The organism is Diaphorobacter sp. J5-51 (genome assembly GCF_001023515.1).
GTDB lineage: Bacteria > Pseudomonadota > Gammaproteobacteria > Burkholderiales > Burkholderiaceae_C > Diaphorobacter > Diaphorobacter nitroreducens.
The window spans coordinates 1-21,936 of sequence record NZ_JSYI01000032.1; the positions used below are offsets into that span (position 1 = coordinate 1).

Annotated in this window: 20 protein-coding genes; 14 read left to right on the forward strand and 6 right to left on the reverse strand. The window is 64.3% G+C overall.

The window, feature by feature from the left end:
• The first annotated feature begins 70 nt into the window (after positions 1-70).
• The 6 genes from OX89_RS04345 (at position 71) to OX89_RS04370 (ending at position 8,726) form a co-directional block, all read left to right on the forward strand.
• Entirely contained in the window at positions 71-4,507 is a 4,437-nt protein-coding gene (locus OX89_RS04345; protein WP_047349720.1) for an N-6 DNA methylase, read from the forward strand.
• A complete protein-coding gene (locus OX89_RS04350) occupies positions 4,504-5,220 on the forward strand; it encodes a DUF3800 domain-containing protein (protein WP_047349721.1) in 717 nt (238 codons plus the stop codon). Before OX89_RS04345 ends, OX89_RS04350 begins: the two co-directional genes overlap by 4 nt.
• Before the next feature lie 2 nt (positions 5,221-5,222).
• On the forward strand, positions 5,223-5,705 hold the full coding sequence (locus OX89_RS18815) for a hypothetical protein (protein ID WP_199856207.1): 483 nt from the start codon (positions 5,223-5,225) through the stop codon (positions 5,703-5,705).
• A 63-nt stretch (positions 5,706-5,768) separates the two neighbouring features.
• Positions 5,769-6,233, forward strand: a complete 465-nt coding sequence (locus tag OX89_RS17795; RefSeq protein ID WP_052952240.1) for an RNA ligase family protein — start codon at positions 5,769-5,771, stop codon at positions 6,231-6,233.
• Positions 6,230-6,997 carry an HNH endonuclease gene (locus tag OX89_RS04365; RefSeq protein WP_047349722.1) on the forward strand — a complete coding sequence of 256 codons (768 nt, stop codon included), beginning with the start codon at positions 6,230-6,232 and terminating at the stop codon, positions 6,995-6,997. Before OX89_RS17795 ends, OX89_RS04365 begins: the two co-directional genes overlap by 4 nt.
• A gap of 13 nt (positions 6,998-7,010) precedes the next feature.
• The gene (locus OX89_RS04370) at positions 7,011-8,726 is read left to right on the forward strand and encodes a DUF262 domain-containing protein (RefSeq protein WP_047349723.1); all 1,716 of its coding nucleotides are present in this window, start codon (positions 7,011-7,013) and stop codon (positions 8,724-8,726) included.
• A 49-nt stretch (positions 8,727-8,775) separates the two neighbouring features.
• Here OX89_RS04370 and OX89_RS04375 read toward each other — a convergent pair whose 3' ends face one another.
• The 3 genes from OX89_RS04375 to OX89_RS04385 form a co-directional block, all read right to left on the reverse strand.
• The gene (locus OX89_RS04375; protein ID WP_047349724.1) at positions 8,776-9,639 is read right to left on the reverse strand and encodes an integrase domain-containing protein; all 864 of its coding nucleotides are present in this window, start codon (positions 9,637-9,639) and stop codon (positions 8,776-8,778) included.
• A 601-nt stretch (positions 9,640-10,240) separates the two neighbouring features.
• Positions 10,241-11,398 (reverse strand): STY4528 family pathogenicity island replication protein, encoded by a 1,158-nt coding sequence (locus tag OX89_RS04380; RefSeq protein WP_047349725.1) that lies wholly within the window; start codon positions 11,396-11,398, stop codon positions 10,241-10,243.
• Between the two features lie 473 nt (positions 11,399-11,871).
• A complete protein-coding gene (locus OX89_RS04385) occupies positions 11,872-12,405 on the reverse strand; it encodes a YqaA family protein (protein ID WP_047349878.1) in 534 nt (177 codons plus the stop codon).
• A gap of 169 nt (positions 12,406-12,574) precedes the next feature.
• Here OX89_RS04385 and dusB point away from each other — a divergent pair, with 169 nt between their 5' ends.
• The 4 genes from dusB (at position 12,575) to OX89_RS04405 (ending at position 16,015) form a co-directional block, all read left to right on the forward strand.
• Positions 12,575-13,636 carry a tRNA dihydrouridine synthase DusB gene (gene dusB, locus OX89_RS04390; protein WP_047349726.1) on the forward strand — a complete coding sequence of 354 codons (1,062 nt, stop codon included), beginning with the start codon at positions 12,575-12,577 and terminating at the stop codon, positions 13,634-13,636.
• A complete protein-coding gene (locus OX89_RS04395) occupies positions 13,617-13,850 on the forward strand; it encodes a Fis family transcriptional regulator (protein WP_011806682.1) in 234 nt (77 codons plus the stop codon). Before dusB ends, OX89_RS04395 begins: the two co-directional genes overlap by 20 nt.
• Positions 13,851-13,932: 82 nt before the next feature.
• On the forward strand, positions 13,933-15,534 hold the full coding sequence (purH, locus tag OX89_RS04400; protein ID WP_047349727.1) for a bifunctional phosphoribosylaminoimidazolecarboxamide formyltransferase/IMP cyclohydrolase: 1,602 nt from the start codon (positions 13,933-13,935) through the stop codon (positions 15,532-15,534).
• Between the two features lie 19 nt (positions 15,535-15,553).
• Positions 15,554-16,015, forward strand: a complete 462-nt coding sequence (locus tag OX89_RS04405) for a c-type cytochrome (protein ID WP_047349728.1) — start codon at positions 15,554-15,556, stop codon at positions 16,013-16,015.
• 93 nt (positions 16,016-16,108) lie between these two features.
• Here the strand turns inward: OX89_RS04405 and OX89_RS04410 are convergent, their stop codons facing one another.
• From OX89_RS04410 to OX89_RS04420, 3 genes are all read right to left on the reverse strand, one after another.
• Positions 16,109-17,869 carry an alkaline phosphatase gene (locus OX89_RS04410; RefSeq protein ID WP_047349729.1) on the reverse strand — a complete coding sequence of 587 codons (1,761 nt, stop codon included), beginning with the start codon at positions 17,867-17,869 and terminating at the stop codon, positions 16,109-16,111.
• Between the two features lie 182 nt (positions 17,870-18,051).
• A complete protein-coding gene (hemL, locus tag OX89_RS04415) occupies positions 18,052-19,356 on the reverse strand; it encodes a glutamate-1-semialdehyde 2,1-aminomutase (RefSeq protein ID WP_047349730.1) in 1,305 nt (434 codons plus the stop codon).
• Positions 19,340-20,284: a bifunctional hydroxymethylpyrimidine kinase/phosphomethylpyrimidine kinase gene (locus tag OX89_RS04420; protein ID WP_015914197.1), complete on the reverse strand. Its 945-nt coding sequence runs from the start codon at positions 20,282-20,284 to the stop codon at positions 19,340-19,342. The genes hemL and OX89_RS04420 overlap by 17 nt, the downstream gene beginning before the upstream one ends.
• 115 nt (positions 20,285-20,399) lie before the next feature.
• On the opposite strand from OX89_RS04420, the gene OX89_RS18005 reads away from it, so the two are divergent.
• Genes OX89_RS18005 through OX89_RS04435 form a run of 4 tightly spaced genes read left to right on the forward strand, consistent with a single transcriptional unit; the run spans position 20,400 to position 21,917 of the window.
• Positions 20,400-20,552, forward strand: a complete 153-nt coding sequence (locus OX89_RS18005; RefSeq protein ID WP_011806676.1) for a rubredoxin — start codon at positions 20,400-20,402, stop codon at positions 20,550-20,552.
• Between the two features lie 51 nt (positions 20,553-20,603).
• Complete coding sequence (locus OX89_RS04425) at positions 20,604-20,996, forward strand: PleD family two-component system response regulator (RefSeq protein WP_011806675.1); 393 nt, start codon at positions 20,604-20,606, stop codon at positions 20,994-20,996.
• A gap of 11 nt (positions 20,997-21,007) precedes the next feature.
• Entirely contained in the window at positions 21,008-21,373 is a 366-nt protein-coding gene (locus OX89_RS04430) for a PleD family two-component system response regulator (RefSeq protein ID WP_011806674.1), read from the forward strand.
• A 16-nt stretch (positions 21,374-21,389) separates the two neighbouring features.
• Positions 21,390-21,917, forward strand: coding sequence for a chemotaxis protein CheW (locus OX89_RS04435; RefSeq protein ID WP_047349731.1), 528 nt, complete (start codon positions 21,390-21,392; stop codon positions 21,915-21,917).
• The last annotated feature ends 19 nt before the right edge of the window (positions 21,918-21,936 follow it).

Consider the following 21,936-nt stretch of genomic DNA (forward strand, 5'->3'; position numbering starts at 1 on the left):
AGCGTCCCTGATGCGTTCGAAAAGCACTTTTTCAACGGCCTGATAAGCCTCGGCCTGGAGAAGAACAACCATGAAACGCATCCGCAAGGCCCAGACCACGCTGAACCTTCCCACCCTCAAGCTCGAAGGCGGGCTATTCCTGCCCGATCAACTGGAAAAAGCCGCTCAGGGCCGCGCCAGCGCCCAGAGCGAGGCCGACTACGGTACCCCCAAGGGCGTCAAGCTCAAGGACGAATACAGCCGCGCCTTCCAGATCGCCTGCGCTCAATGGCAGCACTTCGCCGCGCAGATGGAACGCGCCGACGTCGATGCCACGCAACTCACCACCGCCTTCATCCACGAACTGCTGCGCGACGCCTTTGGCTACGCCGCTTTGCAAGCCACGTCAGCACAGCAAGTGGGTGAACTGCGTTACCCGGTCAGCCTCATGGCAGGCACTTTACCCGTGCTGGTGGCCCCGCACACTCTGGGCCTGGATGAGGCCGACGCGCGATTTGCCGTGCAGGGCGGTGGCAACCGCAAGAAAGCCCCGTTCCAGGCGATGCAGGAATTGCTCAACGCCAGCGAAGCGCTGCAATGGGGCATCGTCAGCAACGGCAAGCAACTGCGTCTGCTGCGCGACGCTGCCTCGCTCACCCGTCCCAGCTTTCTCGAAGTCGATCTGGCCGACCTTCTCGGCGGCCAGCGTTATGCCGAATTCGCCAACGTTTGGCGTCTACTGCATGCCAGTCGCGCATTCCGCCCCGGCCAAGGCGCTACGGCGTGCATCTGGGAACAATGGCGCAGCGAAGGCCAGCAAGAAGGCACCCGCGTACGCGACGGCCTGCGCGATGGCGTCGAGCAGGCGCTGCTGACCTTCGGTCAGGGCTTCCTGCAACACCCCGACAACCACGCCCTGCGCACCGCCCTGCATGACGGCACACTCAGCAAGGACGCCTTTTTCCAACAACTGCTGCGCCTGGTCTACCGGCTCATCTTCGTCTTCACCGTGGAAGAACGCGGCGTGCTGCATCCGCAGGACGATAGCGCCGAAGCACAAGCCGCCCGCCGCGCCTATGCCGAAGGCTACGCCCTGGCCCGCCTGCGCGAGCTGTGCCTCAAACGCCGTGCCCGCACCCGGCACGACGACCAGTGGCAGGCCATCCGCATCGTCTTCCGTGGCCTGGCACAAGGCGAGCCGCGTCTGGCCTTGCCCGCCCTGGGCGGCCTGTTCGCTCCCGCGCAATGCCCCGATCTGGATGCCGCCAGCCTGGACAACGCCCACCTGCTGGCCGCCCTGCAACATCTGCGCTGGGCCAAGCCAACCGGCGCGCAAAGCCTGGTGCCGGTGGACTATCGCAACATGGGCCCGGAAGAGCTGGGCAGTGTTTACGAAAGCCTGCTGGAACTGGTACCCGCCATCGACCTGCCCGCCCGCACCTTCGGCTTCGTCGGCCGCACCGAGGAAGGCAGCACCGCCGGCAACGCCCGCAAGCTCACCGGCAGCTACTACACCCCCGACAGCCTGGTGCAGGAGCTGATCAGGAGCGCGCTCGACCCCGTCATCGAACAGCGTCTGGCAGCCAACCCGGCCAACCCCACCGAAGCGCTGCTGTCCATCCGCGTCATCGACCCGGCCTGTGGCAGCGGCCACTTCCTGCTCGCCGCCGCTCGCCGTCTGGCCGAAAAACTGGCCCAGTTGCGCAGTCTCGAAGGTGGGCAGGAAGGCGCCATCCAGCCGCAGGACTACCGCCATGCCCTGCGCGAGGTGGTGACCCGCTGCATCTTTGGAGTGGACCGCAACCCCATGGCCATCGAACTGGCGCGCATGGCGCTGTGGCTCGAAGGCTACGAGGAAGGCCGCCCGCTGGGCTTTCTTGACCACCACCTGCAAGTGGGCGACGCCTTGCTGGGCCTGACCGACCTGAACGCGCTGGAACAAGGCATCGCCAAGGATGCCTTCAAGCCCTTGAGCGGCGACGACAAGGACGTTTGCAAGGAGCTGGCCAAGGCCAACGCCGCCGGTCTCAAGCAGATTGCCAAAGACCTGCAAGGCAAGCAGATGCTGCTGGGTGTGGACAACCGCAGCGGCCTCGATGCCCTGCGCGCCATCGAAACCCTGCCCGCCGATACCCCCGAGCAGGTGGCCGCCAAGGAACAGGCCTGGCGCCGCTTTCTGGAAGACTCCGCCCACAGCCCGCTGGCCCACGCCGCCGATGCGCTGGTGGGCGCCTACCTGCTGCCCAAGACGGAAAACACGGCAGAAACTGTGCCCACCAGCATCACCCTGCATGCGCTGCTGACCGACCCGCAACGCGCCCAGACCGAGCACGCCGCGCCCATCGCCGCCGCACGCGCGGCCTGCGAACAGGCCCGCGTTTTCCACTGGCCGCTGGCCTTCCCGCAGGTGTTTGCGCAGGGCGGCTTCGACTGTGTGCTGGGCAATCCGCCGTGGGAGGTGTCGCAGATGGGCGAGGAGGAATTCTTCGCCACGCGAGCACAGCACATTGCAGAACTGGCGGGCGATGCGCGCAAACAAGCCATTGCTGCACTGCCTGAAACCGATCCGCGTTTGTGGGATGAGTTTGTCAAAGAAAGCCAACGGATTGCGGCCGCCAACAACTTCTATCGGGAATCGGGACGCTTTCCGCTGACGGCTGTTGGCAAGCTCAACACCTATCCCTTGTTTGCCGAAACCATCCTGCAAATCCATGCCGACAGTGGCCGCGCCGGCTTCGTCGTGCCCACCGGCATCGCCACCGACGACAGCACCAAGGCCTACTTCGGGCACATCACCCAGAACCGGCGGCTGGTCAGCCTGTACGACATCGAGAACCGCGAGGCGGTATTCCCCTCGGTACACCGCAGCTACAAGTTCTGCCTGCTTACCCTGGGCGCAGCGGACCAGGCCGAATTCGTCTGCTTCGCCACTCAGGTCAGCCAACTGGCCGACCCGCGCCGTCGCTTCACCCTCACGCCCGACGAATTCCGCCTCATCAACCCCAACACGCTCACCTGCCCGGTATTCCGCAGCGAGCGCGATGCGGAATTGACCAAGAAGCTCTACCGCGCCGCCCCGGTGCTGATGCGCGATGCCGTGATCGCAGGCGAGGGCAAGCAGGCCAAGGTGGTGGAACCCGCGCAAAACCCGTGGGGCATTACGTTCTCGCAAGGTCTATTCAACATGACCAGCGCAAGCCACCTGTTCAAGGACGAGCCAGCTGCCGATCGCCTACCGCTGTACGAGGCCAAACTGATCCACCAGTTCGACCACCGCTGGGCCACCTACACGCCAGACGGCAACAGCCGTGATGTCACGCCGGCGGAAAAGGCCGACCCGGCTTTCACCGTCACCCCGCGCTACTGGGTAGACGCCCGCGAAGTCTGGCTGCGCGTCGCCCGCCTGCCCGAAGGCTTGATGAAGGCCCTCAAGGACGGCAACACCCAGGCCGCCGTGCTGTGTGTCACCCAGTTGCTGTTCGGGCGCTACCTGGCCGAACAGCGTCGCACCCATCCGGGCATGGGCCTCTACCCTGAATGGAAAGCCTTTGTCGCCCAGCATCCCTATGCACGCACCATCGCCCCCACATCACTGGGCTTCGTCGGAGATAACCCCCCATGTCTGCAACCGCTGAATGAGGACTACCTGCCCGCCGAAAGCGAAGCCAGGGTGCAGCCCTACACGCCCGGCGCCCGCAACGCCACAGCCTGGTACGCCACCGACCCCGACGCCGAGCACGCCATACTCGCGCTCGCCGCCGACTACGGCCATCTGCCGGCGCCGGAAGCCCCGCTGGCGGACGAACCCGACGTGCTCAACCTGGCCGAACGCTGGCTGCAGGCCGCCTGCCCGCAGTGGTTGATGGGGTGGCGAGGTATTACAAATGCGACGAATGAGCGAAGTGTGATTGGCACCGTTATGCCTTTTTCTGGCGTCGGAAACAGTTGCCACCTTGTGCAGACATCTGAATCAATAGCAGCTGGCAAAGTAGCTGCATTTTTGATGAATATTTCTTCTTTGGTTTTTGATTTCGTTGCTAGGCAGAAAATCGGTGGGGCAAATTTTAATTTTTATATCCCCAAGCAGTTGCCTGTCTTTCCACCAGACCGCTACACCGAAGCCGACCTCGCCTTCATCGTCCCTCGCGTACTGGAGCTGACCTACACCGCCCGGGATTTGCAGCCCTGGGCCGAGGAGTTGGTGAGCGCATGGAAAACGGAAACCGGCGACTGGAAGCCCGGCACCCCCGAGGCCATCCGCCGCTCGCCGCTCACCCCTTTCCCTTATGACCCCGACCGCCGCGCCACCCTGCGCGCCGAACTCGACGCCTACTACGCGAGACTCTACGGCCTCACCGAGGAAGAACTGCGCTACATCCTCGACCCCGCCGACGTCATGGGCGATGACTACCCCAGCGAAACCTTCCGCGTTCTCAAGGAAAAAGAAATTCGTGAGTATGGCGAATACCGTACGCGACGGCTGGTGCTGGAGGCGTGGGGCAGAGTCAATCTAGGAGCATTGGTATGAACGTGGAACAACCCGAGTTCTACAACGTTTACTGCGATGAGTCCTGTCATCTGCCCAATGATCGGCAGCCCGTTATGGTGCTGGGAGCTGTCTGGTGCCCCAAGAGTGAAGCCAAGCGGCTGTCTGACGAGCTTCGCGTCATCAAGGCGCGGCATCGTGCCCGGGGTGAATTGAAGTGGTCCAAAACCTCTGCCTCCCGCCAATCGTTTTATCTGGAGGTCGTGGATTGGTTTCTGGCTGAGGAAGCGCTGCATTATCGGGGCGTGGTGGTCCGCAACAAGCAGGCACTGGATCACAACGCTTTCAATGAGGGTGATCACGACCTGTTCTATTACAAGATGCAGTTTTCGCTGTTGAGCAAGATTCTTTCACCCAATAGGCGCTATGCGATCTATCTGGATATCAAGGATACGCGCAGCCGAAAGCGCCTGCAGAAACTGCGTGAGGTGTTGTGCAATAACGTGTTCGACTTCACCAGCGAGATGATCGGTCATATCCAGAACGTCCATTCTCACGAGATGGAGCTGACGCAACTGGCCGATTACTTCACTGGCGCATTGGCATACCGGCATCGGGAACTGCACGGAAATGCCGCCAAACTGGCGGTGATCGAGCGGCTGGAGACCAGGCTGGGGCGCAGATTGCTGGAGGCGACGTCACTGCGTGAGCAGAAGTTCAACGTATTCCCTTTTCAGCCACGCCAGGGATTGTGAGCATGAGCAGCCATCCGCACTGGTTGCCGCCGCTGTGGCCCATGTCGCCCTGGAGCGAAGAGGTCATGGAGGCGTTATACGCGTTGTTCCGGCGGGACTTCATCGACAATCCCGCGCTCTATCAGGGCTACAGGGTCTGGTTCTTCCCCGAGCTTGATCGCGGCAAGGAACTGATTTTCTGGCACCTTGTGGAGCGTGAAGACCCGCCCCGTTCTGGCAACCGTTTGCCTGATTTCCGGCGTTGCGAGCGTCTGCCCTGGGCACGCGCCATGCTCGACAACGTTGGTGCGCCAGAGGTCAAGGCGTGGGATTACGAAGAGGGTGACGGCGATGTCAGAACCTACCTCTGGCTGGAGGCGCTGGACTACGTGATCGTGATGAAACGCTATCCAGATGGTCAACGACGCTTGATCACTGCTTACTGGGTGGACTATGAAAGCAAGCGCCGCACCTTGCGCAAGAAATGGCAGAGACGGCTGAGATGAATGCGCTGAAAACAGAAAGGCCAACGCACACGGCGTTGGCCCAGCTCCTTCAGCCTTGGGCTGATGAGTGCCCAAATTATAGCTGCGGATTACCATCCAGACAAGCAGCCGGAAATCAGGGCAGGGAAGCTGGCGATGCCTGACTTCTTCCGCTTCCCCTCCTCCACGCAGCTGGCCTGGCTGACCAAGGACGGTATTCCAAGCGATGACAAGATGTTTTCGCCCGCCGAAGCGCAAGCGCTGTTGTCCAGCGATGGGGTCGACGAGGAAATGCACGGTGGACTGTCTACCGTGCCCCGGGTATCGATTGACCGCACCACCCTGGCGGCACCGAAGCAGTTGGTCATGGATACACATAGCCGCTATCGCGCCGTCCAACCGCTGGAAGGCGTCGTAGTGAGGCGGGAATCGATCGACTGGTGCGAGGCTCGCGCCAAGCTGGTACACCCGGATTTTGTCCAAGCCATCGATACCCATTGGCGCAAGCGCACCATCGAGTGGAACCGGGTGGATTGGGCGCAGACATGAACCCCCTGCAACGCACCCTCATCGAAAAAGCCGGCCACGACAATGGCTTCGAGCACGTGCTATCTCCGGCAGGCGATGCGGTGACACTGGCTTCGGCCCGTCATCGCACTCAGGCAGTGGTGACAGCATTGGCCGAAGGCTTTGAAGTGCGCTTTCAGCCGGCCACACTCGCACTGTTGCCGGAGCTGCTGCGCAGCTTTCAGCCCTGGGCCGGTGCTGCTGGCGTGTTCTGTGTGCCCACCCTAGCTGATCTGGCCGCCCTGTTGCGCCGTGCGGCCAGCCTGTCGCAGGCCTTGCCGAATCAGGCCGTGCGCGACTACCACGCCGCCGTGGCGCAGGCTGTCGAAGCGATACCCGCCGAGGCCCGGGGCACGGAAGTCGAGCGCCTGGTGCGTCAGCGTGTGGGACAGGCGCGTTACCGCGATGCCTTGCTCACCTATTGGGGTGGCGCCTGTGCGGTAACCGGCATCAATGTGCCTGAGGTGCTGCGTGCCAGCCATGCCAAACCCTGGGCCGAATGCGCCAACGATGCCGAGCGGCTGGATGCCTTCAACGGCTTTCTGCTGGTGGCCAATCTCGATGCGCTGTTCGATCGCTTTTTGATCAGCTTCGACGATGCCGGGCATCTGCTGACCAGCACCCGACTGTCCCAAAGCGATCTGCCTGGGCTTGGCATTCATTCGGGAATGACGTTGCGCTGGCTGGCCAGCGAGCACCGGCATTATTTACAGTGGCACCGCGAGCGCTTCCTGCTCGGTGCCTGATCGAAGGAAAAACATGGCCAAGGCCGAAGCAAGCGTCGAAGAACTGGTATCAATGATCGAGCGGGGCGAGCTGCGCTTGCCAGAGATGCAGCGCCAGTATGTGTGGCGCTCCACGCGAGTGCGCGATCTGCTGGATTCGCTGTATCGCGGCTACCCATCGGGCGCAATCCTGCTTTGGGAAACGGATGAAGCTGTGCCGCTGCAGGATTTCGCGGTCAGCCAGAGCACGAATCCTTACCAGAGCACGCGGCTTCTGCTGGATGGTCAGCAGCGTCTGACATCGCTCTCTGCCGTCATTCGCGGCGAGCCAGTATCGGTGCGTGGCCGTCGTCGGCCTATCGACTTGCTGTTCAACTTGGAGCATCCCGACCAGTTGGCGGTCGTGACCGAAGTGGAAGAGAACGGCGACGACGAGGACGATGCCGACGACGATAGCGAACTGATTGGCGATGAGACGGACTCGACCGAGGACGAACTGCTCAAGCGCTTCAACAAGATGACTTTCGTGGTGGCCACGAGGAAGCTGGAGCAGTTGCCGCATTGGGTGAAGGTGTCGGAAGTGTTCAAGACGGACAACGATGCGCCTTTCCTCAAACGTGCCGGTATCAGTGGTTTTGACGATCCGCGGTACGAGAAGTACAGCCAGCGCCTGGCCCGGCTACGTGGCATCCGCAAGTACGTTTATCGGATGGACGTGCTGGAACGCACGCTTTCCTACGATGAGGTCACGGAGATCTTCGTCCGGGTCAATTCACTGGGCGCCAAGCTGCGCAGTTCCGACTTGGCTCTGGCTCAGATCACCGCCAAGTGGCGGCACTCGCTGCAGACGTTCCAGGATTTCCAGAAGGCATGCGCCAAGACGGGCTTTGACCTTGATCTCGGTTTGCACTTGAAGAATCTGATGGCGTTTGCCACCGGTCAATCACGTTTCCAGATCGTGGGTAGCCTGAATGTGGAGAAGCTGCAGAAGGCATGGAAAGAAGCCTGCGATGGCATGGAATTCGCGCTCAACTTCCTGCGCAGTAATCTTGGCATCGATAGCCCGGCACTGTTGTCGTCGCCTTTCCTGCTGGTGGTGCTGGCGTATTTCGGGCATAGCCGCAACTATGCGCTGAGCAACGATGAGGCCCGCCAACTGCGCTACTGGGCGCTGATGGCCAATGCCAAAGGCCGCTTCTCCCGAGGCTCCAGCGAAACCATTCTGGATCAGGATTTGGCAAATATTCGTCAGGGCGGAGCGGTGAGCGAGCTGATCGACCGGCTGCGCCTGCAGTTCGGCCGCCTGGACATTACCGCGGAGGAGCTGGAAGGCCGCAACCAGCGCAGTGCGCTGTTCAAGACCATGTTCCTGGCTTTCCGCGCTGCCGGTGCGAAAGATTGGCGCAGCCATCTGACCATTGCTCTGGATCATTCGGGCGCCCAGCATCGCTTGCAGTTCCATCACATCTTTCCCAAAGCCGTACTGAAGACCAGCTTCACTGCCCGCGAGGCGGATGACATCGCCAATCTGGCCTTCATCGGCGGCAAGACGAATCGCGCGATCAGCGATAAGGTCCCGGCGGTTTACCTGCCCCCGCTGGTGGACCAGCTTGGCGAGCCAGCGTTCGCAGCACAGTGCATCCCGGTTGAGGCATCGCTGCTGGAAGTGGAAAGCTACAAGGCTTTCTTGCTTGAGCGACGCAAGAGGATTGCAACGGCACTGAATACGTTTGTTGGGCCTACAGATTGAGCCGGTGGACGGCTGTGTATGTAGGCCAGGGGGCCTCATACTCCCTGACCTAGCTGCCGAGGTAGATGGCAGTGATTTGAACGCGCTCGTGTCCCAACTCACGGCTGATGGTCTGACGAGCATGGCGGTCTTCTATGTGCTGCGTTGGACTTAACTCCGTGACTAATGGTCCACCTGCCACTGGCGGCGGCCTCCCCGTCAACGTCTCATAACGGCTTTGCGCGTACTGATGGCGAAGGCCATGCATATGACTCAGACCCGCCGCCTTGCACTGTCCATCGTAGACGTTCCGCTGCTGGATGTAGGTCTTGTTTGCCGGGATCAGTGATCCTGTGCCCGCCAGGCGGTGTGCTGCGTGGAGCGCGTCGCGTTGCTCTGACGTGGTGACGGGCACAGTTCGCTCCCGGCCGCCCTTCGTCCACGATCCCTTGAGGGCGATGTGATCACCCCGATCCGCATAGCAGGGCTGGAACTTGATCGCTTCCTCCCGACGCAATCCGAAGGCGGCCTGTAACTGAAGGCTCATGCGCACGTGGACATCGGTGACCTGCTCAAGACCTGTGCCCAATTCGCGGGCCTTGCTGATGTTGGTCACATAGCGGCGCTCGGCCACGCCGAGTTGCGTGTTGTCCGCCGGCAGGATGCCGGCCTTACCGATCTTCTCGGCCCACCAGCGCAGATGAGAGAGCCGATTCTTGATGGTGCCCGACGACAAACCTTCGCCCTGCCAGCGATCCAGCAGCGTCTGGACGTGCTTGCCCTTGAGCGACGATGCCTTCATCTGCCGGAAACCGGCCTCGCGTAGTTGCCGCGCAGCCAGCGAGAGAGAACGCATCCGGTCAGCCTGTGTGTTGTGGCCGCCGTCACGGTTGCGCTGGCAAAGCTGCCGCAGGGTGTAGGTCAAATCGTCCATTTTCCGGCCTCCCAGTAAAGCGCTGTACTGCGTTGTCCTGAAACTCAATGGTTAGTGTTGGTGCCAGCTCGCCAAGGCGAGATCCCGTGAGGGCAAGGGCATGGTGTTCAGGAGACACCAGGGCCTCGAATGAGGCGTCCGTCTTGCTCCCTGCTGGAAGCTCGGACGGAGGTACTGCAAGACGAAAGTGATGCGAACGTGGACGAGTCCTCCTATGAAGTGAGTGGGATGAGAAATGCAGCGGGAGCCATGTGCGTTGCACAGAGGCAATTGCCGCAAAGGACAGTGCGCCAGGCGGCGCGGTAGGGATGAGTTCAAACAGACGAAGAAGGCTCCGCCCTGGGTAGGGCCGGTATGCGGTCGGAGCCTGGGCATACCTGGGGTGGTTCCACCCTGTCGGGCCAGCGCTTGCAGGAACCTGCGCTGTTGGGGGTGCCGATGTACGAAGCCCATCGGTCTTGGCAACTGTTCGGTCAATGTAATGCGGACATCATCATGTAGGCCGCATGCAATAGGAACTGGCTTTCGCCCGCATTGTTTGCGGTGTTGCGCGGGGCGTCACTGCGGCGTGCAGTGACGCCCCGTTTTGCGGCAGCATTTGCTACGCAGGATGCGGCTGCCATCCCCTGGCCTGCACTGCCTGCACTGCGATGTCCCCAGCGTTCGTCGGGGCATTCAGCATCTTGCGGATGTTGGCGATGTGCGCCAGGGCGGTTTCACGCGATGCCGGTGGCGCAGTCGGTTCTGGGCGGTCTTCGGTGCGTGGCACACCGGCAGACCGATTTTCGACAGGCCGTGGGGTGGCAGATGTCTCCTTGCGACCTGCCCACAGGCGGAATTCGCCAGCAAAGACGCGCTTCACCAAAGCGAAGAAGTAGGCCACGACATTGCGCACGACACCACTCTGGCTGCGTGCCTGCAACTCATCAAGTACTTCCTGGCGATGCTGCGGCGGCAGCCGCCTCAAGGCAGCCTGCACGTCCTTTTTCTGGTCTGCCTGGGCATTGCTCAGGCAAGGCGGCAAGCTCACCGACTGAGATGCCAAATCGCCGTCGCCTTCGCGCGCGCGGTACGTACGTTCTTTTTTATACATATACGTCTTATACGTACTGCTCTGCTCAGCCGTCATGTGGCGAGCGTGCTCGGTCTGTTGCGGAACAAGCGTGCTGCCAGCGGAATCGCCAGACAATGGCAGTGGGTCGGTTGCCTCGCTTGTCTGCGACGGCGGCGTAGGGGGCATATCATCGTCATCGCGGCGCTGATCGTGCGTCGCAATGGAAGCGGCTTCCGGTGCTTGCGCCAGCGTTGCCTGAATGTGGACGGCCACCCGATCCACCTGGTTGTTTTCGTGGCCGATGGAGGCTTGCAAAAGCGCGGGCAGACTGGCATCGAGCGCGCAGGCCTGCTGGAAGTGGAGGGCGCTTTCGTGAACCTGATACAGCTCGCTGAGCACATGGCCGGTCAGAGGATCGCGTTGCTGGCCCACTAGACTGATCCACCCCGTCAGCCGAAGCACGACGAGAACACGCCGGGCCGTCTCGTACCCGGCTCGCTGCCCCAGCGGGGTAGAGGTGAGATAGCGGCGCAACTGCCCCAGATTCGCCAGTGGGCTGATGCCCTCAGCAGAGCGCAGCATGCGGAGAACCTGCCAGCCATTGCGCTCCAATGGCGTGAGGCGGGCATCGAGCATGAGCGAGGCCGGCGTGGCGAATAGGGCGTCTTGCCCCAGCGGGTTATGGCGGGTGTGATGGTCTGCCATGAGGGTTCTCCAAGGTCTGGGCCACGGCGGCCCGTTCCCCTGCATCTCATCGCGTACCGTTCCAGGCGTCAGCCAACAATGCGGTCTGCGCCATAACCGTTTTATCCGGCAGGCGCAGCGCTGGCACCCGCATCCAGACTGATCTATCATCCCGATACCCCCTTGGGGGTACAACTGGGGGTACTTCCAGCGATTCCCGCAAAGGCCGTGCCGCGATTTCCCCGCGAAACCTAGCATTCACGGGCCTTTGCCGACCGATCAACGTTTAAACGTGTGATCAACGTCTGACCCGCACTTCGGCTGGCAGCGCCCGCTTGTCGGGCACAAAGGCCCAGGAAAGTCCGCGGTGCCTGGTGTGCATGCGCGGGAGCCAGCACCCGCGCTGCCGCACTTGCTGAAGCTGTGGCGCGCCGTGCGTCCCCTCGCGTGACTCCCGGCGCCGGGTGCGAGTGGCGCGCCCGTATGCCGTGCGATCAGGGATGCAGCCAGCGTACCCAGTCGCCCGGCACCAGGTACAGCAGGCCGGCCGTCATGCTGGCATAGCGGAAGAACTTGCCAATCGCCATGTAGAGCAGGCAGGGCCAGAACGGCATGCGCAGCCAGCCGGCCACGGCGCACAGCGGGTCGCCCACCACGGGCAGCCAGCTCAGCAGGCAGGTCTTGGGTCCCCAGCGGCGCAGCCACACGCGGGCGCGCCGTTCGGTGCGGCTCAGTTCGCGGGCGGGCTTGGCGGGGGGCTGCGCATGGCCCGCGTGGCGGTGCCGGCGCGCGGCGTCCCAGGCGCGGTGCGCGCCCAGGCCCATCCACCAGCTGACCGCGCCGCCCAGCGTGTTGCCGGCCGTAGCCACCAGGATCGCGGGCCAGAGCAGTTCGGGGTTCAGCTTGACCAGGCCGAACACCGCCGGCTCCGAGCCCACGGGCAGCAGCGTGGCGGAGATGAAGGCCACGATGAACACCGTGCTCAGGCCGAATTGGGGCAGAGCCAGCAGGTCCAGCAGTTGGTGCATCCAGATTTCCATAGCAGGGCTGCAAGTGTAGGGGCAGCGGTGCGCTGGCTGCGTCGCCACCCGCGGGCGCAACATGCGCAATCCCAGTGCTGGCTTTTCGGTTGCTGAAATTTTGGGCAGGTAGAATCCGCCCCTTCGCCCACACACCCCCAGCCCGCCCGTACCGTCCATGCAGATCGGCCCCATTCCCTTGGCCAACCGCCTGTTCGTCGCCCCCATGGCGGGCGTGACGGACCGGCCGTTCCGCCAGCTGTGCAAGCGGTTGGGCGCGGGCTATGCGGTGAGTGAGATGGTGACCTCGCGCAAGGACCTGTGGAACAGCCTCAAGACCAGCCGCCGCGCCAACCACGAGGGCGAGCCCGGCCCGATCGCGGTGCAGATCGCCGGCACCGACGCGGCCATGATGGCCGTGGCCGCGCTCTACAACATCGACCGCGGCGCACAGATCATTGACATCAACATGGGCTGCCCCGCCAAGAAGGTCTGCAACAAGTGGGCGGGCTCCGCCCTGATGCAGAACGAAGCCCTGGCCGTGGAGATCGCCGAGGCCGTGGTGGCCGCCTGCGCACCGCGCGGCGTGCCCGTCACACTGAAGATGCGCACCGGCTGGTGCCAGCAGCACAAGAACGCCGTGGTGCTGGCGCGCCGCTTCGAAGACGTGGGCATCCAGATGCTCACGGTGCACGGCCGCACGCGCGAGCAGGGTTACAAGGGCCAGGCCGAGTACGACACCATCGCTGCCGTGAAGGCCGCGGTGCGCGTGCCCGTGGTGGCCAATGGCGACATCACGTCGCCCGAGAAAGCCCGGGCGGTGCTGGCCGCCACAGGCGCCGACGCGGTCATGATCGGGCGCGCGGCCCAGGGCCGGCCGTGGATCTTCCGCGAGATCGGCCACTACCTCGCCACTGGCGAGCACCTCGCGCCGCCGCTGGTGGCCGAGGTGCGCCGCCTGCTGCTGGAGCACCTGCAGGACCACTACGGCCTGTACGGCGAGGCCAGCGGCGTGCGCAGTGCGCGCAAGCACATCGCCTGGTATGTGCGTGCGCTGCCGGGCGGCGAGGCACTGCGACAACACATCAACACCATCGAGGACTGCGCGGCGCAGTGGCAGGCGGTGGCCGATTTCTTCAGCGCGCTGGGCGCGCAGATGGACCGGCTGCCGTCCGCACACGACGGCGCCGACGCGGTCCCGCCCCTGAGGGAAACAGAGCATGAGCCGGAACAACATTGAACAATGCGTGCGCGAGAGCCTGCAGGGCTACTTTCGCGACCTGGGCGGCGAGACGCCCGACGGCGTGTACGACATGGTCGTGCGCCTGGTGGAAAAGCCGCTGCTGGAGGTGGTGATGAGCCACGCCGACAACAACCAGTCCCGCGCCGCCGAATGGCTGGGGCTGAACCGCAACACGCTGCGCAAGAAGCTGGTGGAGCACAAGCTGCTCTGATGTTGCTTCTAAAAGGATAGCTGGTGGCGCTTGCCCATCAAGCGCTACAGCCCGATTTCATCAAAACCATCACGAGTCCCCCATGAACGCACTCCTCTCCGTCTCCGACAAGACCGGCATCGTCGAATTTGCCCAGGCACTGCATGCGCTGGGCATCCGCCTGCTGTCCACCGGCGGCACCGCCAAGCTGCTGGCCGAGAGCGGCCTGCCCGTCACCGAGGTGGCTGAGGTCACGCAGTTCCCCGAGATGCTGGACGGCCGCGTGAAGACGCTGCACCCCAAGGTGCATGGCGGCCTGCTGGCGCGCCGCGAGCTGCCTGCGCACATGGCGGCGCTGAAGGAGCACGGCATCGACACCATCGACCTGCTGGTGGTCAACCTCTACCCGTTCGAGGCCACGGTGGCCAAGGCCGGCTGCACGCTGGCCGACGCCATCGAGAACATCGACATCGGCGGCCCCGCCATGGTGCGCAGCGCTGCCAAGAACTGGAAGGACGTGGGCGTGGTCACCTCGGCCGACCAGTACGACGCGGTGCTGGGCGAGTTGAAGGCCGCGGGCAAGCTGTCCGACAAGCTGCGCTTCGCGCTGTCGGTGGCGGCGTTCAACCGCATCGCGCAGTACGACGGCGCCATCAGCGACTACCTGTCGTCCATCCAGTTCGACGAGGCCAAGCTGTCCGAGAGCTACGTGCCCGAACGCGCGCTGTTCCCCGGCCAGAGCAACGGCATCTTCACCAAGATCCAGGACCTGCGCTACGGCGAGAACAGCCACCAGCAGGCCGCGCTGTACCGCGACCTGCACCCCGCGCCCGGCTCCATCGTCACCGGCGTGCAGCTGCAGGGCAAGGACCTCTCGTACAACAACATCGCCGACGCCGACGCCGCCTGGGAATGCGTCAAGAGCTTCAAGCTGCCGGCCTGCGTGATCGTCAAGCATGCCAACCCCTGCGGCGTGGCCGTGGGCACGGGCGCGCTGGAGGCCTACAGCAAGGCCTTCCAGACCGACCCGACGAGCGCCTTCGGCGGCATCATCGCGCTGAACCGCCCCGTGGACGGCGCGGCCGCGCAGCAGATCGCCAAGCAGTTCGTCGAAGTGCTGATGGCGCCCGACTTCACGCCCGAGGCGCTGGAGGTGTTCAAGGCCAAGGCCAACGTGCGCCTGATGAAGATCGCGTTGCCTGCCTCCGGCGGTGCCACGGCGTGGGAGCAGGGGCGCAACCTGATGGACGCCAAGCGCGTGGGCTCGGGCCTGCTGCTGCAGACGGCCGACAACCATGAGCTGCAACTGCCCGACGTGAAGGTGGTGACCCTCAAGCAGCCCACGCAGGAAGAGATGCAGGACCTGATGTTCGCCTGGAAGGTGGCCAAGTACGTCAAGAGCAACGCCATCGTGTTCGTGAAGGGCGGCATGACCATGGGCGTGGGTGCGGGCCAGATGAGCCGGCTGGATTCGGCGCGCATCGCCAGCATCAAGGCGCAGGCCGCGGGCCTGTCCCTGCAGAACACCGTGGTGGCCAGCGACGCCTTCTTCCCGTTCCGCGATGGGCTGGACGTGGTGGTCGACGCGGGCGCGACCTGCGTGGCCCAGCCCGGCGGCTCCATGCGCGACCAGGAGGTCATCGACGCGGCCAACGAGCGCGGCGTGGCCATGGTCTTCACGGGCGTGCGCCACTTCCGTCACTGACACGCGCTGACCACGCCGCATGCCGGTGGACCCAGACCCGCTGCACGACGACACACCGCTGCCCCGGCCCCGCTGGCTGGGCTGGGCGCTGGTGGTGTTCATGGTGCTGGTGGTGCTGGGCGTGCTCAACGTGGGCTGGCGCATCCTGCAGCCGGGGCCCGCAGCCCAGGCGCTGGACGCCGCCCAGCAGGTGCACCCGGAACGGGCCGCGGGCCGCGCGCTGGTCGAGGCATCGGATTGCCTGCGTTGCCATGGCCTGGAGCGGCACGCCGTAGGCCCGGGCTTTCGCCAGATCGCCTTGCGCTACGCCGGCCGCAGTGATGCGCCTGCGTACCTGGCCGGCAGGATCCGCGAGGGCAGCGTGGGCGTGTGGGGCCGCACGCTGATGCCGCGCCATCCCCAGATCACCGAGGCACAGGCCCTGCAGATGGCGCAGTGGCTGCTGGCGCTGCCGCCCGACGAGGGGGTGGTGCGCTATTGAATCAATAGCTGTTAGCGCTTATTGGACGGGCGTTAGAGCCAAAAAACGCTGTAAACCCTCGCGCGGACGGCGGCACCGCTTGCGCCGTCCCGCTCACACCTTCAGCAGGCGGCCCGGCGTGCCGGCCTGTACGGCCAGCGTGGTCTCGGCGCTGGTGGTGAACTGGCGGCTGGTGATGGTGTTCACGTACACCCACTGCGCGCGGCATTCAGTGGCCGTGGCGGTCACCACCATGTAGCCGCGGCGCGCGGTGTCGCAGTACTTGAGCGGCTCCACCAGCTGCAGCAGCGCCGCCGACAGCGTGGCCGGGTTTTCATTGGGCAGGTATTCCTCGAAGCCGGGCGAGCTCACCGACGAGGTGGCGAACTCCACGCCCACGGGGTTGCCGTTCATGTCGTTCAGCTCGCTGGCCCAGGCATTGTGCGTGTCGCCCGCCAGCACCACCAGGTTCTTGTTCATGGCGCGGGCCATGCCCAGCACCGTCTCGCGGGCGGCCTGGTAGCCGTCCCACGCGTCCAGGTTGTAGGGGATGGAGGGCTGCGCCAGGATGGCCTGCTCCTCGGGCGTGAGCGTGGCGGGCGCCGTGCGCGCCTTGGCGACGATGGCCGCGTAGCGCGACACCGTCACGCCGCTGCCCGGCTGCAGCGTTTCCATGAGGATGGGCGCGGGGATGTTCATGCGGCCCATCAGCACCTGCTGGCCCAGCATCTGCCAGGTAGCGCTGGAGGCCGTCATCTGCTGCTGCAGCCACTGCGTTTGCGCGGTGCCCAGCAACTGGCGCGCGGGATTGCCCACGGCCGCGGTGAAGCCCGCTGCGTCGAAGCCGCCGGGCTTGAAGAAGGCGGCGTAGTCGACCTGCGCATCGCGTCCCACCACGCGCGTGTCCAGCATGTGCAGCGCCAGCAGGTTGCCGAAGGCGAAGCTGCGGTAGATGACGTCCGGCTGCGCGTTGCGTGTGGGCATCCACTCGTGGTAGGCCTGCAGCGCCACGGCCTTGCGCGCGGAGAAGCTGCCTTCGGCGGCTTGGTGGTTTTCCGCGCCGTTCATCCAGGTGTCGTTGGCGATCTCGTGGTCGTCCCACACGGCGATCATGGGCGCGGCGGCGTGCAGCGCCTGCAGGTCGGCATCGGTCCGGTACTGGGCATGGCGCGTGCGGTAGTCGGCCAGGCTCAGGATCTCGTTGGCCGGCTGGGACAGGCGGCTCAGCGCCGCCGCGTTGCCCGAGGCGTAGCCGCCCTGGCCGTATTCGTAGAGGTAGTCGCCCAGGTGCACGGTGGCGTCCAGGTCGCCGCGCCGGGCGGCATCGGCGTACACGTTGAAGTAGCCGGCCGGGTAGTTGGCGCACGAGAACACGGCCAGCTTCACCTGGGCCACGCTGCCCGTGGGCAGGGTGCGGGTGCGTCCCGTGGGCGAGGTGGCCTCGAAGGCCTTGAAGCGGTAGTGGTAGGCGGTGGCGGGCTTCAGGCCCGTGGCGTCCACCTTGACCGTGTAGTCGCGCGCGGCGCTGGTGCGCACCTCGCCGCGCGCCACGATGCTGGCGAAGGCGGCGTCGCTGGCCACCTCCCACTGCACGGGGATCTCGGCACTGAAGTCGGCGGGCGGCGTGACGCGCGTCCAGAGCATGACGCGGTCGGCCAGTGGGTCGCCGCTGGCCACGCCGTGCGCGAACTGTACGGTGGGTGCGTCATCGTCGCCGCCGCCACAGGCCGCCAGGGGCAGGGTGCCCAGCGCGGCGGCGCCCAGCGTGATCTGCCGCACGAAACGGCGGCGCCCGCCGTCTGCGGCGGGCGGGGTGCTGGCGTGCGCAGCCTGCAGGAGGTTGGTGAGGGGCTTGGAATCGTCGTGTCGCTGCATGGCGGGCGGGTGAAAGGTGATGAACCCGCCAAGGCTCGCAGCAAGGGATGACGGTTTCATGAACCACCGTCGCGCACGCGTCAGTGCGCCCATCCGCCGGTCACCCGCAAGGATGGTCGCGGGCGAGTAAGCACGTTTTATGCCTCCAGCGCTTTCCCATCATGCGCTGGAAGCTATGAAAACTATAGCTTCTGGAACACGTCGCGCGCCACGGCCACGGTGTCGGCGATGTCCTGCTCGGTGTGGGCGGCACTCACAAAGCCGGCTTCGTAGAGCGCCGGGGCAATGTAGACGCCGCCGTCCAGCAGGCCGTGGAACAGCGTGTTGAAGCGCATGCCGTCGGTGTTGAGCACCTCGGGGTAGTTCTGCGGCAGTTGCGACAGCAGGAAGAAGCCGAACATGCCGCCCTGGGTGTCGCCGCAGAACGGCACACCCGCAGCGCTGGCAGCGCCCGCGAGGCCGTCGATCAGGGCGCGGGTGCGGGCGCCCAGGGCGTCGTAGAAACCGGGCTTGGCGATCTCGCGCAGCGTGGCCAGTCCGCAGGCCGTGGCCACCGGGTTGCCCGACAGCGTGCCCGCCTGATACACCGGGCCCAGCGGCGCCAGCTGCTCCATCACCGCGCGCGAGCCGCCAAACGCCGCCAGCGGCATGCCGCCGCCAATCACCTTGCCCAGCACGGTGATGTCCGGCTTGAAGCCGGGGATGGCCTGTGCGTACAGGCTTTGCGCGCCGCCCAGCGCCACGCGAAAACCGGTCATGACCTCGTCAAGAACCAGCAGCGCGCCGTGCTGCGTGCACAGCTCGCGCGCGCGGCGCATGAAAGGTACGCTGGCGCGCACGAAGTTCATGTTGCCGGCAATGGGCTCCATGATCACGCAGGCGACGTCGGGGCCGTGCAGCGTGAAGGCCTCTTCCAGCTGGGCCACGTCGTTGTATTCAAGCACCAGGGTGTGTTGCACCACCTCTTGCGGAACACCCGCGCTGGTGGCGTGGCCAAAGGTGGCCAGGCCCGATCCGGCCTTGACCAGCAGCGAGTCGGCATGGCCGTGGTAGCAGCCGTTGAACTTGATGATCTTGTTGCGCCGGGTGGCACCGCGCGCCAGGCGGATGGCGCTCATGCCGGCCTCGGTGCCGGAGCTGACCAGGCGCACCATCTCCATCGAGGGTACGTGGCGGATGATCTCCTCGGCCAGCTCCACTTCACGCTCGGTCGGCGCGCCGAAGCTGAAGCCCTCCAGGGCTGCTTTCTGCACGGCCTCCAGCACGGCCGGGTGGCCATGGCCCAGGATCATGGGTCCCCAGGAGCCGATGTAGTCGATGAAGCGCTGGCCGTTGGCGTCCCACATGTAGGCGCCCTGGGCACGCGTGATGAAGCGGGGCGTGCCGCCCACGGCGCGGAACGCGCGCACCGGCGAATTCACGCCGCCGGGGATGAGCGCCTTGGCGCGTTCGAAAAGGGGGAGATTGAGGTCAGTGTTGTGTGTCATGGGGTGGCAAATCGAAGCCCTCCACGACCGCGGAGGGAGATACGTCGTCGTCGGTGTCCTCATCGTCGGGCTGCGCCCAGAACATGCGGTCGGGCAGCACATGGCCCATGCCGGGGCGGAATCCGTGCTGCAGGCAGCCGTCCAGGTAAGTGAGCGCTTCGCTCGTGGCCTCGCCCAGGTCGCTGCCGGTGGCAATGAGCGCCGCCAGGGTGGCCGACAGGGTGTCGCCCGCTCCGATGAAAGTCACTTCAAAGCGTTCGAAGCGCCCGCTGCCCAGCACCGTCTGCGGTGAGGCGAGCACATTGTCGATATGCCGCTCCGCCGCGGGAATGCCGGTTACCAATAGGTAGGGCACGCCTATCTCCGCGACTGCCATGGCCAGGTCGCGTGCCGAGGGTGGGCGCTCACTGCCCCAGTCCGGCAGCAGCCAGCGCCACAGGGTGCTGTGGTTTCCAACCAACACCGATGTCTGCGGCAGCAACAGCTCGCGGAAGGCGTCGTGGTACTGGTCGATGAGGTCGTCCTGCCACCACGACAGGTCCGGCATGAAGGCGATGACGGGCACGTCCGCATAGTCGGCGGCGATCTCGGAGATGGCGCTCAGGTTCTCGGGGCTCCCCACGAAGCCGACCTTGATCGCGTGCAGCGGCATGTCTTCCAGCACGGCACGGGCCTGCTCGGCGACCGTCTCGTCTTCGAAGGCGTAATGGTCGAATATCTCGGCGCTGTCACGCACATAGGTCCCGGTCACCACCGGCGCGACATGCCCCCCGACCGAGGACACCGCCGAAATATCGGCCGCCAATCCTCCCGCGCCGCTGGGGTCGTTTGCATTGAAAACCATCACGCAGATGGTGGGGGCGGTGGATTCGCTGTCATCCGCCGTCAAGCTTGGGCTGTCGGGTGCTGAAGGGGTATTCGATTGCATGGGTGGGTGCCAGCGTAACCGGTGGCACGAAAGCTGCATCCGGCAGTGATGACTAGATACAATCGTTGCATTGTATGTGAAGGCCCCTTAAGCTGTGACGGACCCAAAAACTTGGATGTGTTTGATTTGCGGTTGGATATATGACGAAGCTGCGGGCTGCCCCGAGCACGGCATTGCCCCCAACACCCGCTGGGCAGACGTTCCCATGAACTGGACCTGTCCCGAATGCGGCGCCCGCAAGGAAGACTTCGAGATGGTCGAGATTTGAGGCGCGGCTCCTGCCAGCGTTGTTTTTTCGTTCCTCAGGAGCAGTGAGAAATTGGCTACGACGACGACCGGTCCCACCTTCCGTGTCCTGGTGGTGGACGACAGCAATACCATACGGCGCAGCGCCGAAATTTTCCTCAAGCAGGGAGGGCACGAGGTTTTATTGGCCGACGATGGTTTCGATGCCTTGGCCAAAGTCAATGATTACCAGCCTCAGCTGATTTTCTGCGACATCCTCATGCCCAAGCTGGATGGTTATCAGACCTGCGCCATCATCAAACGCAACGCGCATTTTGCTGATACGCCCGTGGTAATGCTTTCATCCAAGGACGGGGTTTTCGATAAGGCGCGCGGCCGCATGGTCGGTTGCCAGGAATATCTGACCAAACCATTTACCAAAGACCAGTTGCTGCAGGCTGTGCAGCAATTTGGAAATGCCCAATAAGGAGTTTTGTAATGCCGATTCAGAAAGTTTTGGTCGTGGACGACTCGAAGACCGAGTTGATGTTTCTGACCGACTTGCTGCAGAAAAAGGGCATGCAAGTGCGTACCGCCGAGAATGCCGAAGAGGCATTTCGCCGTCTGGCCGAGGAAAAGCCGGACCTGATCCTGATGGACGTGGTCATGCCCGGCCAAAACGGTTTCCAGCTGACCCGTGCCATTACCCGCGATCCGCAGTATGCGGATGTGCCCATCATCATGTGCACGAGCAAGAACCAGGAAACCGATCGCGTGTGGGGCATGCGCCAGGGCGCGCGCGGCTACATCACCAAGCCAGTCGATCCTGCAGAACTGCAGGCCAAGATCGACGCGCTGAACTGAGGCCGGCTGCATACCCATGGCTAACCGCGAAGCCCTGAAAGAGCTACAGACACGACTTGCCGCCCGGCTGCAGGCTGCCAGAGGCGAGGGTGTGTCCGTGTCGTCCTGGTTGGCCGTGGAGTCTGCCGGACGCTATTTCCTTCTCCCCCTTGGACAATCGGGGGAGATCTTCTCCTGGGGCGGGGTGCAGCCCGTTCCGTATACCCAACCGTGGTTCCTGGGCGTGGCCAACCTGCGTGGCGCGCTCACCGGCGTGGTGGATCTGGCGGGCCTCCTTGGCGCCGCGCAGATGCGCACGGAGCAGGCCTTGGCAGAATCCAGCCTGCTGGCCTTCAATGGTGCGCTGGACGTGAATGCCGCCTTGCTCGTGGACCGGCTGTCCGGCCTGCGGGGAATGGAGGCCTTCGTCGCCTCCGAGCCGCCGGAGGCCGATGCGCCCCCCTATTTCGGCACCACCTATCTTGATGCACAGGGCACGCGTTGGCAGGAATTGAACCTGCACGCTCTTTCCCAGCATCCCGCTTTTCTCAGCATCAGCGCTTGATTATTTCTGTAAGGCAGCA

Excerpts from the sequence above, each read along its gene's own strand:
- OX89_RS04345 (WP_047349720.1), top strand. The coding sequence starts at position 71 with ATGAAACGCATCCGCAAGGCCCAGACCACGCTGAACCTTCCCACCCTC.
- OX89_RS04410 (WP_047349729.1), bottom strand. The coding sequence starts at position 17,869 with ATGCAGCGACACGACGATTCCAAGCCCCTCACCAACCTCCTGCAGGCT.
- OX89_RS04365 (WP_047349722.1), top strand. The coding sequence starts at position 6,230 with ATGAACCCCCTGCAACGCACCCTCATCGAAAAAGCCGGCCACGACAAT.
- OX89_RS04395 (WP_011806682.1), top strand. The coding sequence starts at position 13,617 with ATGAGCCGGAACAACATTGAACAATGCGTGCGCGAGAGCCTGCAGGGC.
- OX89_RS04405 (WP_047349728.1), top strand. The coding sequence starts at position 15,554 with ATGCCGGTGGACCCAGACCCGCTGCACGACGACACACCGCTGCCCCGG.
- OX89_RS04420 (WP_015914197.1), bottom strand. The coding sequence starts at position 20,284 with ATGCAATCGAATACCCCTTCAGCACCCGACAGCCCAAGCTTGACGGCG.
- purH (WP_047349727.1), top strand. The coding sequence starts at position 13,933 with ATGAACGCACTCCTCTCCGTCTCCGACAAGACCGGCATCGTCGAATTT.
- OX89_RS04380 (WP_047349725.1), bottom strand. The coding sequence starts at position 11,398 with ATGGCAGACCATCACACCCGCCATAACCCGCTGGGGCAAGACGCCCTA.
- OX89_RS04350 (WP_047349721.1), top strand. The coding sequence starts at position 4,504 with ATGAACGTGGAACAACCCGAGTTCTACAACGTTTACTGCGATGAGTCC.
- OX89_RS04370 (WP_047349723.1), top strand. The coding sequence starts at position 7,011 with ATGGCCAAGGCCGAAGCAAGCGTCGAAGAACTGGTATCAATGATCGAG.
- dusB (WP_047349726.1), top strand. The coding sequence starts at position 12,575 with ATGCAGATCGGCCCCATTCCCTTGGCCAACCGCCTGTTCGTCGCCCCC.
- OX89_RS04375 (WP_047349724.1), bottom strand. The coding sequence starts at position 9,639 with ATGGACGATTTGACCTACACCCTGCGGCAGCTTTGCCAGCGCAACCGT.
- OX89_RS18815 (WP_199856207.1), top strand. The coding sequence starts at position 5,223 with ATGAGCAGCCATCCGCACTGGTTGCCGCCGCTGTGGCCCATGTCGCCC.
- OX89_RS04385 (WP_047349878.1), bottom strand. The coding sequence starts at position 12,405 with ATGCACCAACTGCTGGACCTGCTGGCTCTGCCCCAATTCGGCCTGAGC.
- OX89_RS04435 (WP_047349731.1), top strand. The coding sequence starts at position 21,390 with ATGGCTAACCGCGAAGCCCTGAAAGAGCTACAGACACGACTTGCCGCC.
- OX89_RS17795 (WP_052952240.1), top strand. The coding sequence starts at position 5,769 with ATGAGTGCCCAAATTATAGCTGCGGATTACCATCCAGACAAGCAGCCG.
- hemL (WP_047349730.1), bottom strand. The coding sequence starts at position 19,356 with ATGACACACAACACTGACCTCAATCTCCCCCTTTTCGAACGCGCCAAG.
- OX89_RS04430 (WP_011806674.1), top strand. The coding sequence starts at position 21,008 with ATGCCGATTCAGAAAGTTTTGGTCGTGGACGACTCGAAGACCGAGTTG.
- OX89_RS18005 (WP_011806676.1), top strand. The coding sequence starts at position 20,400 with ATGTGTTTGATTTGCGGTTGGATATATGACGAAGCTGCGGGCTGCCCC.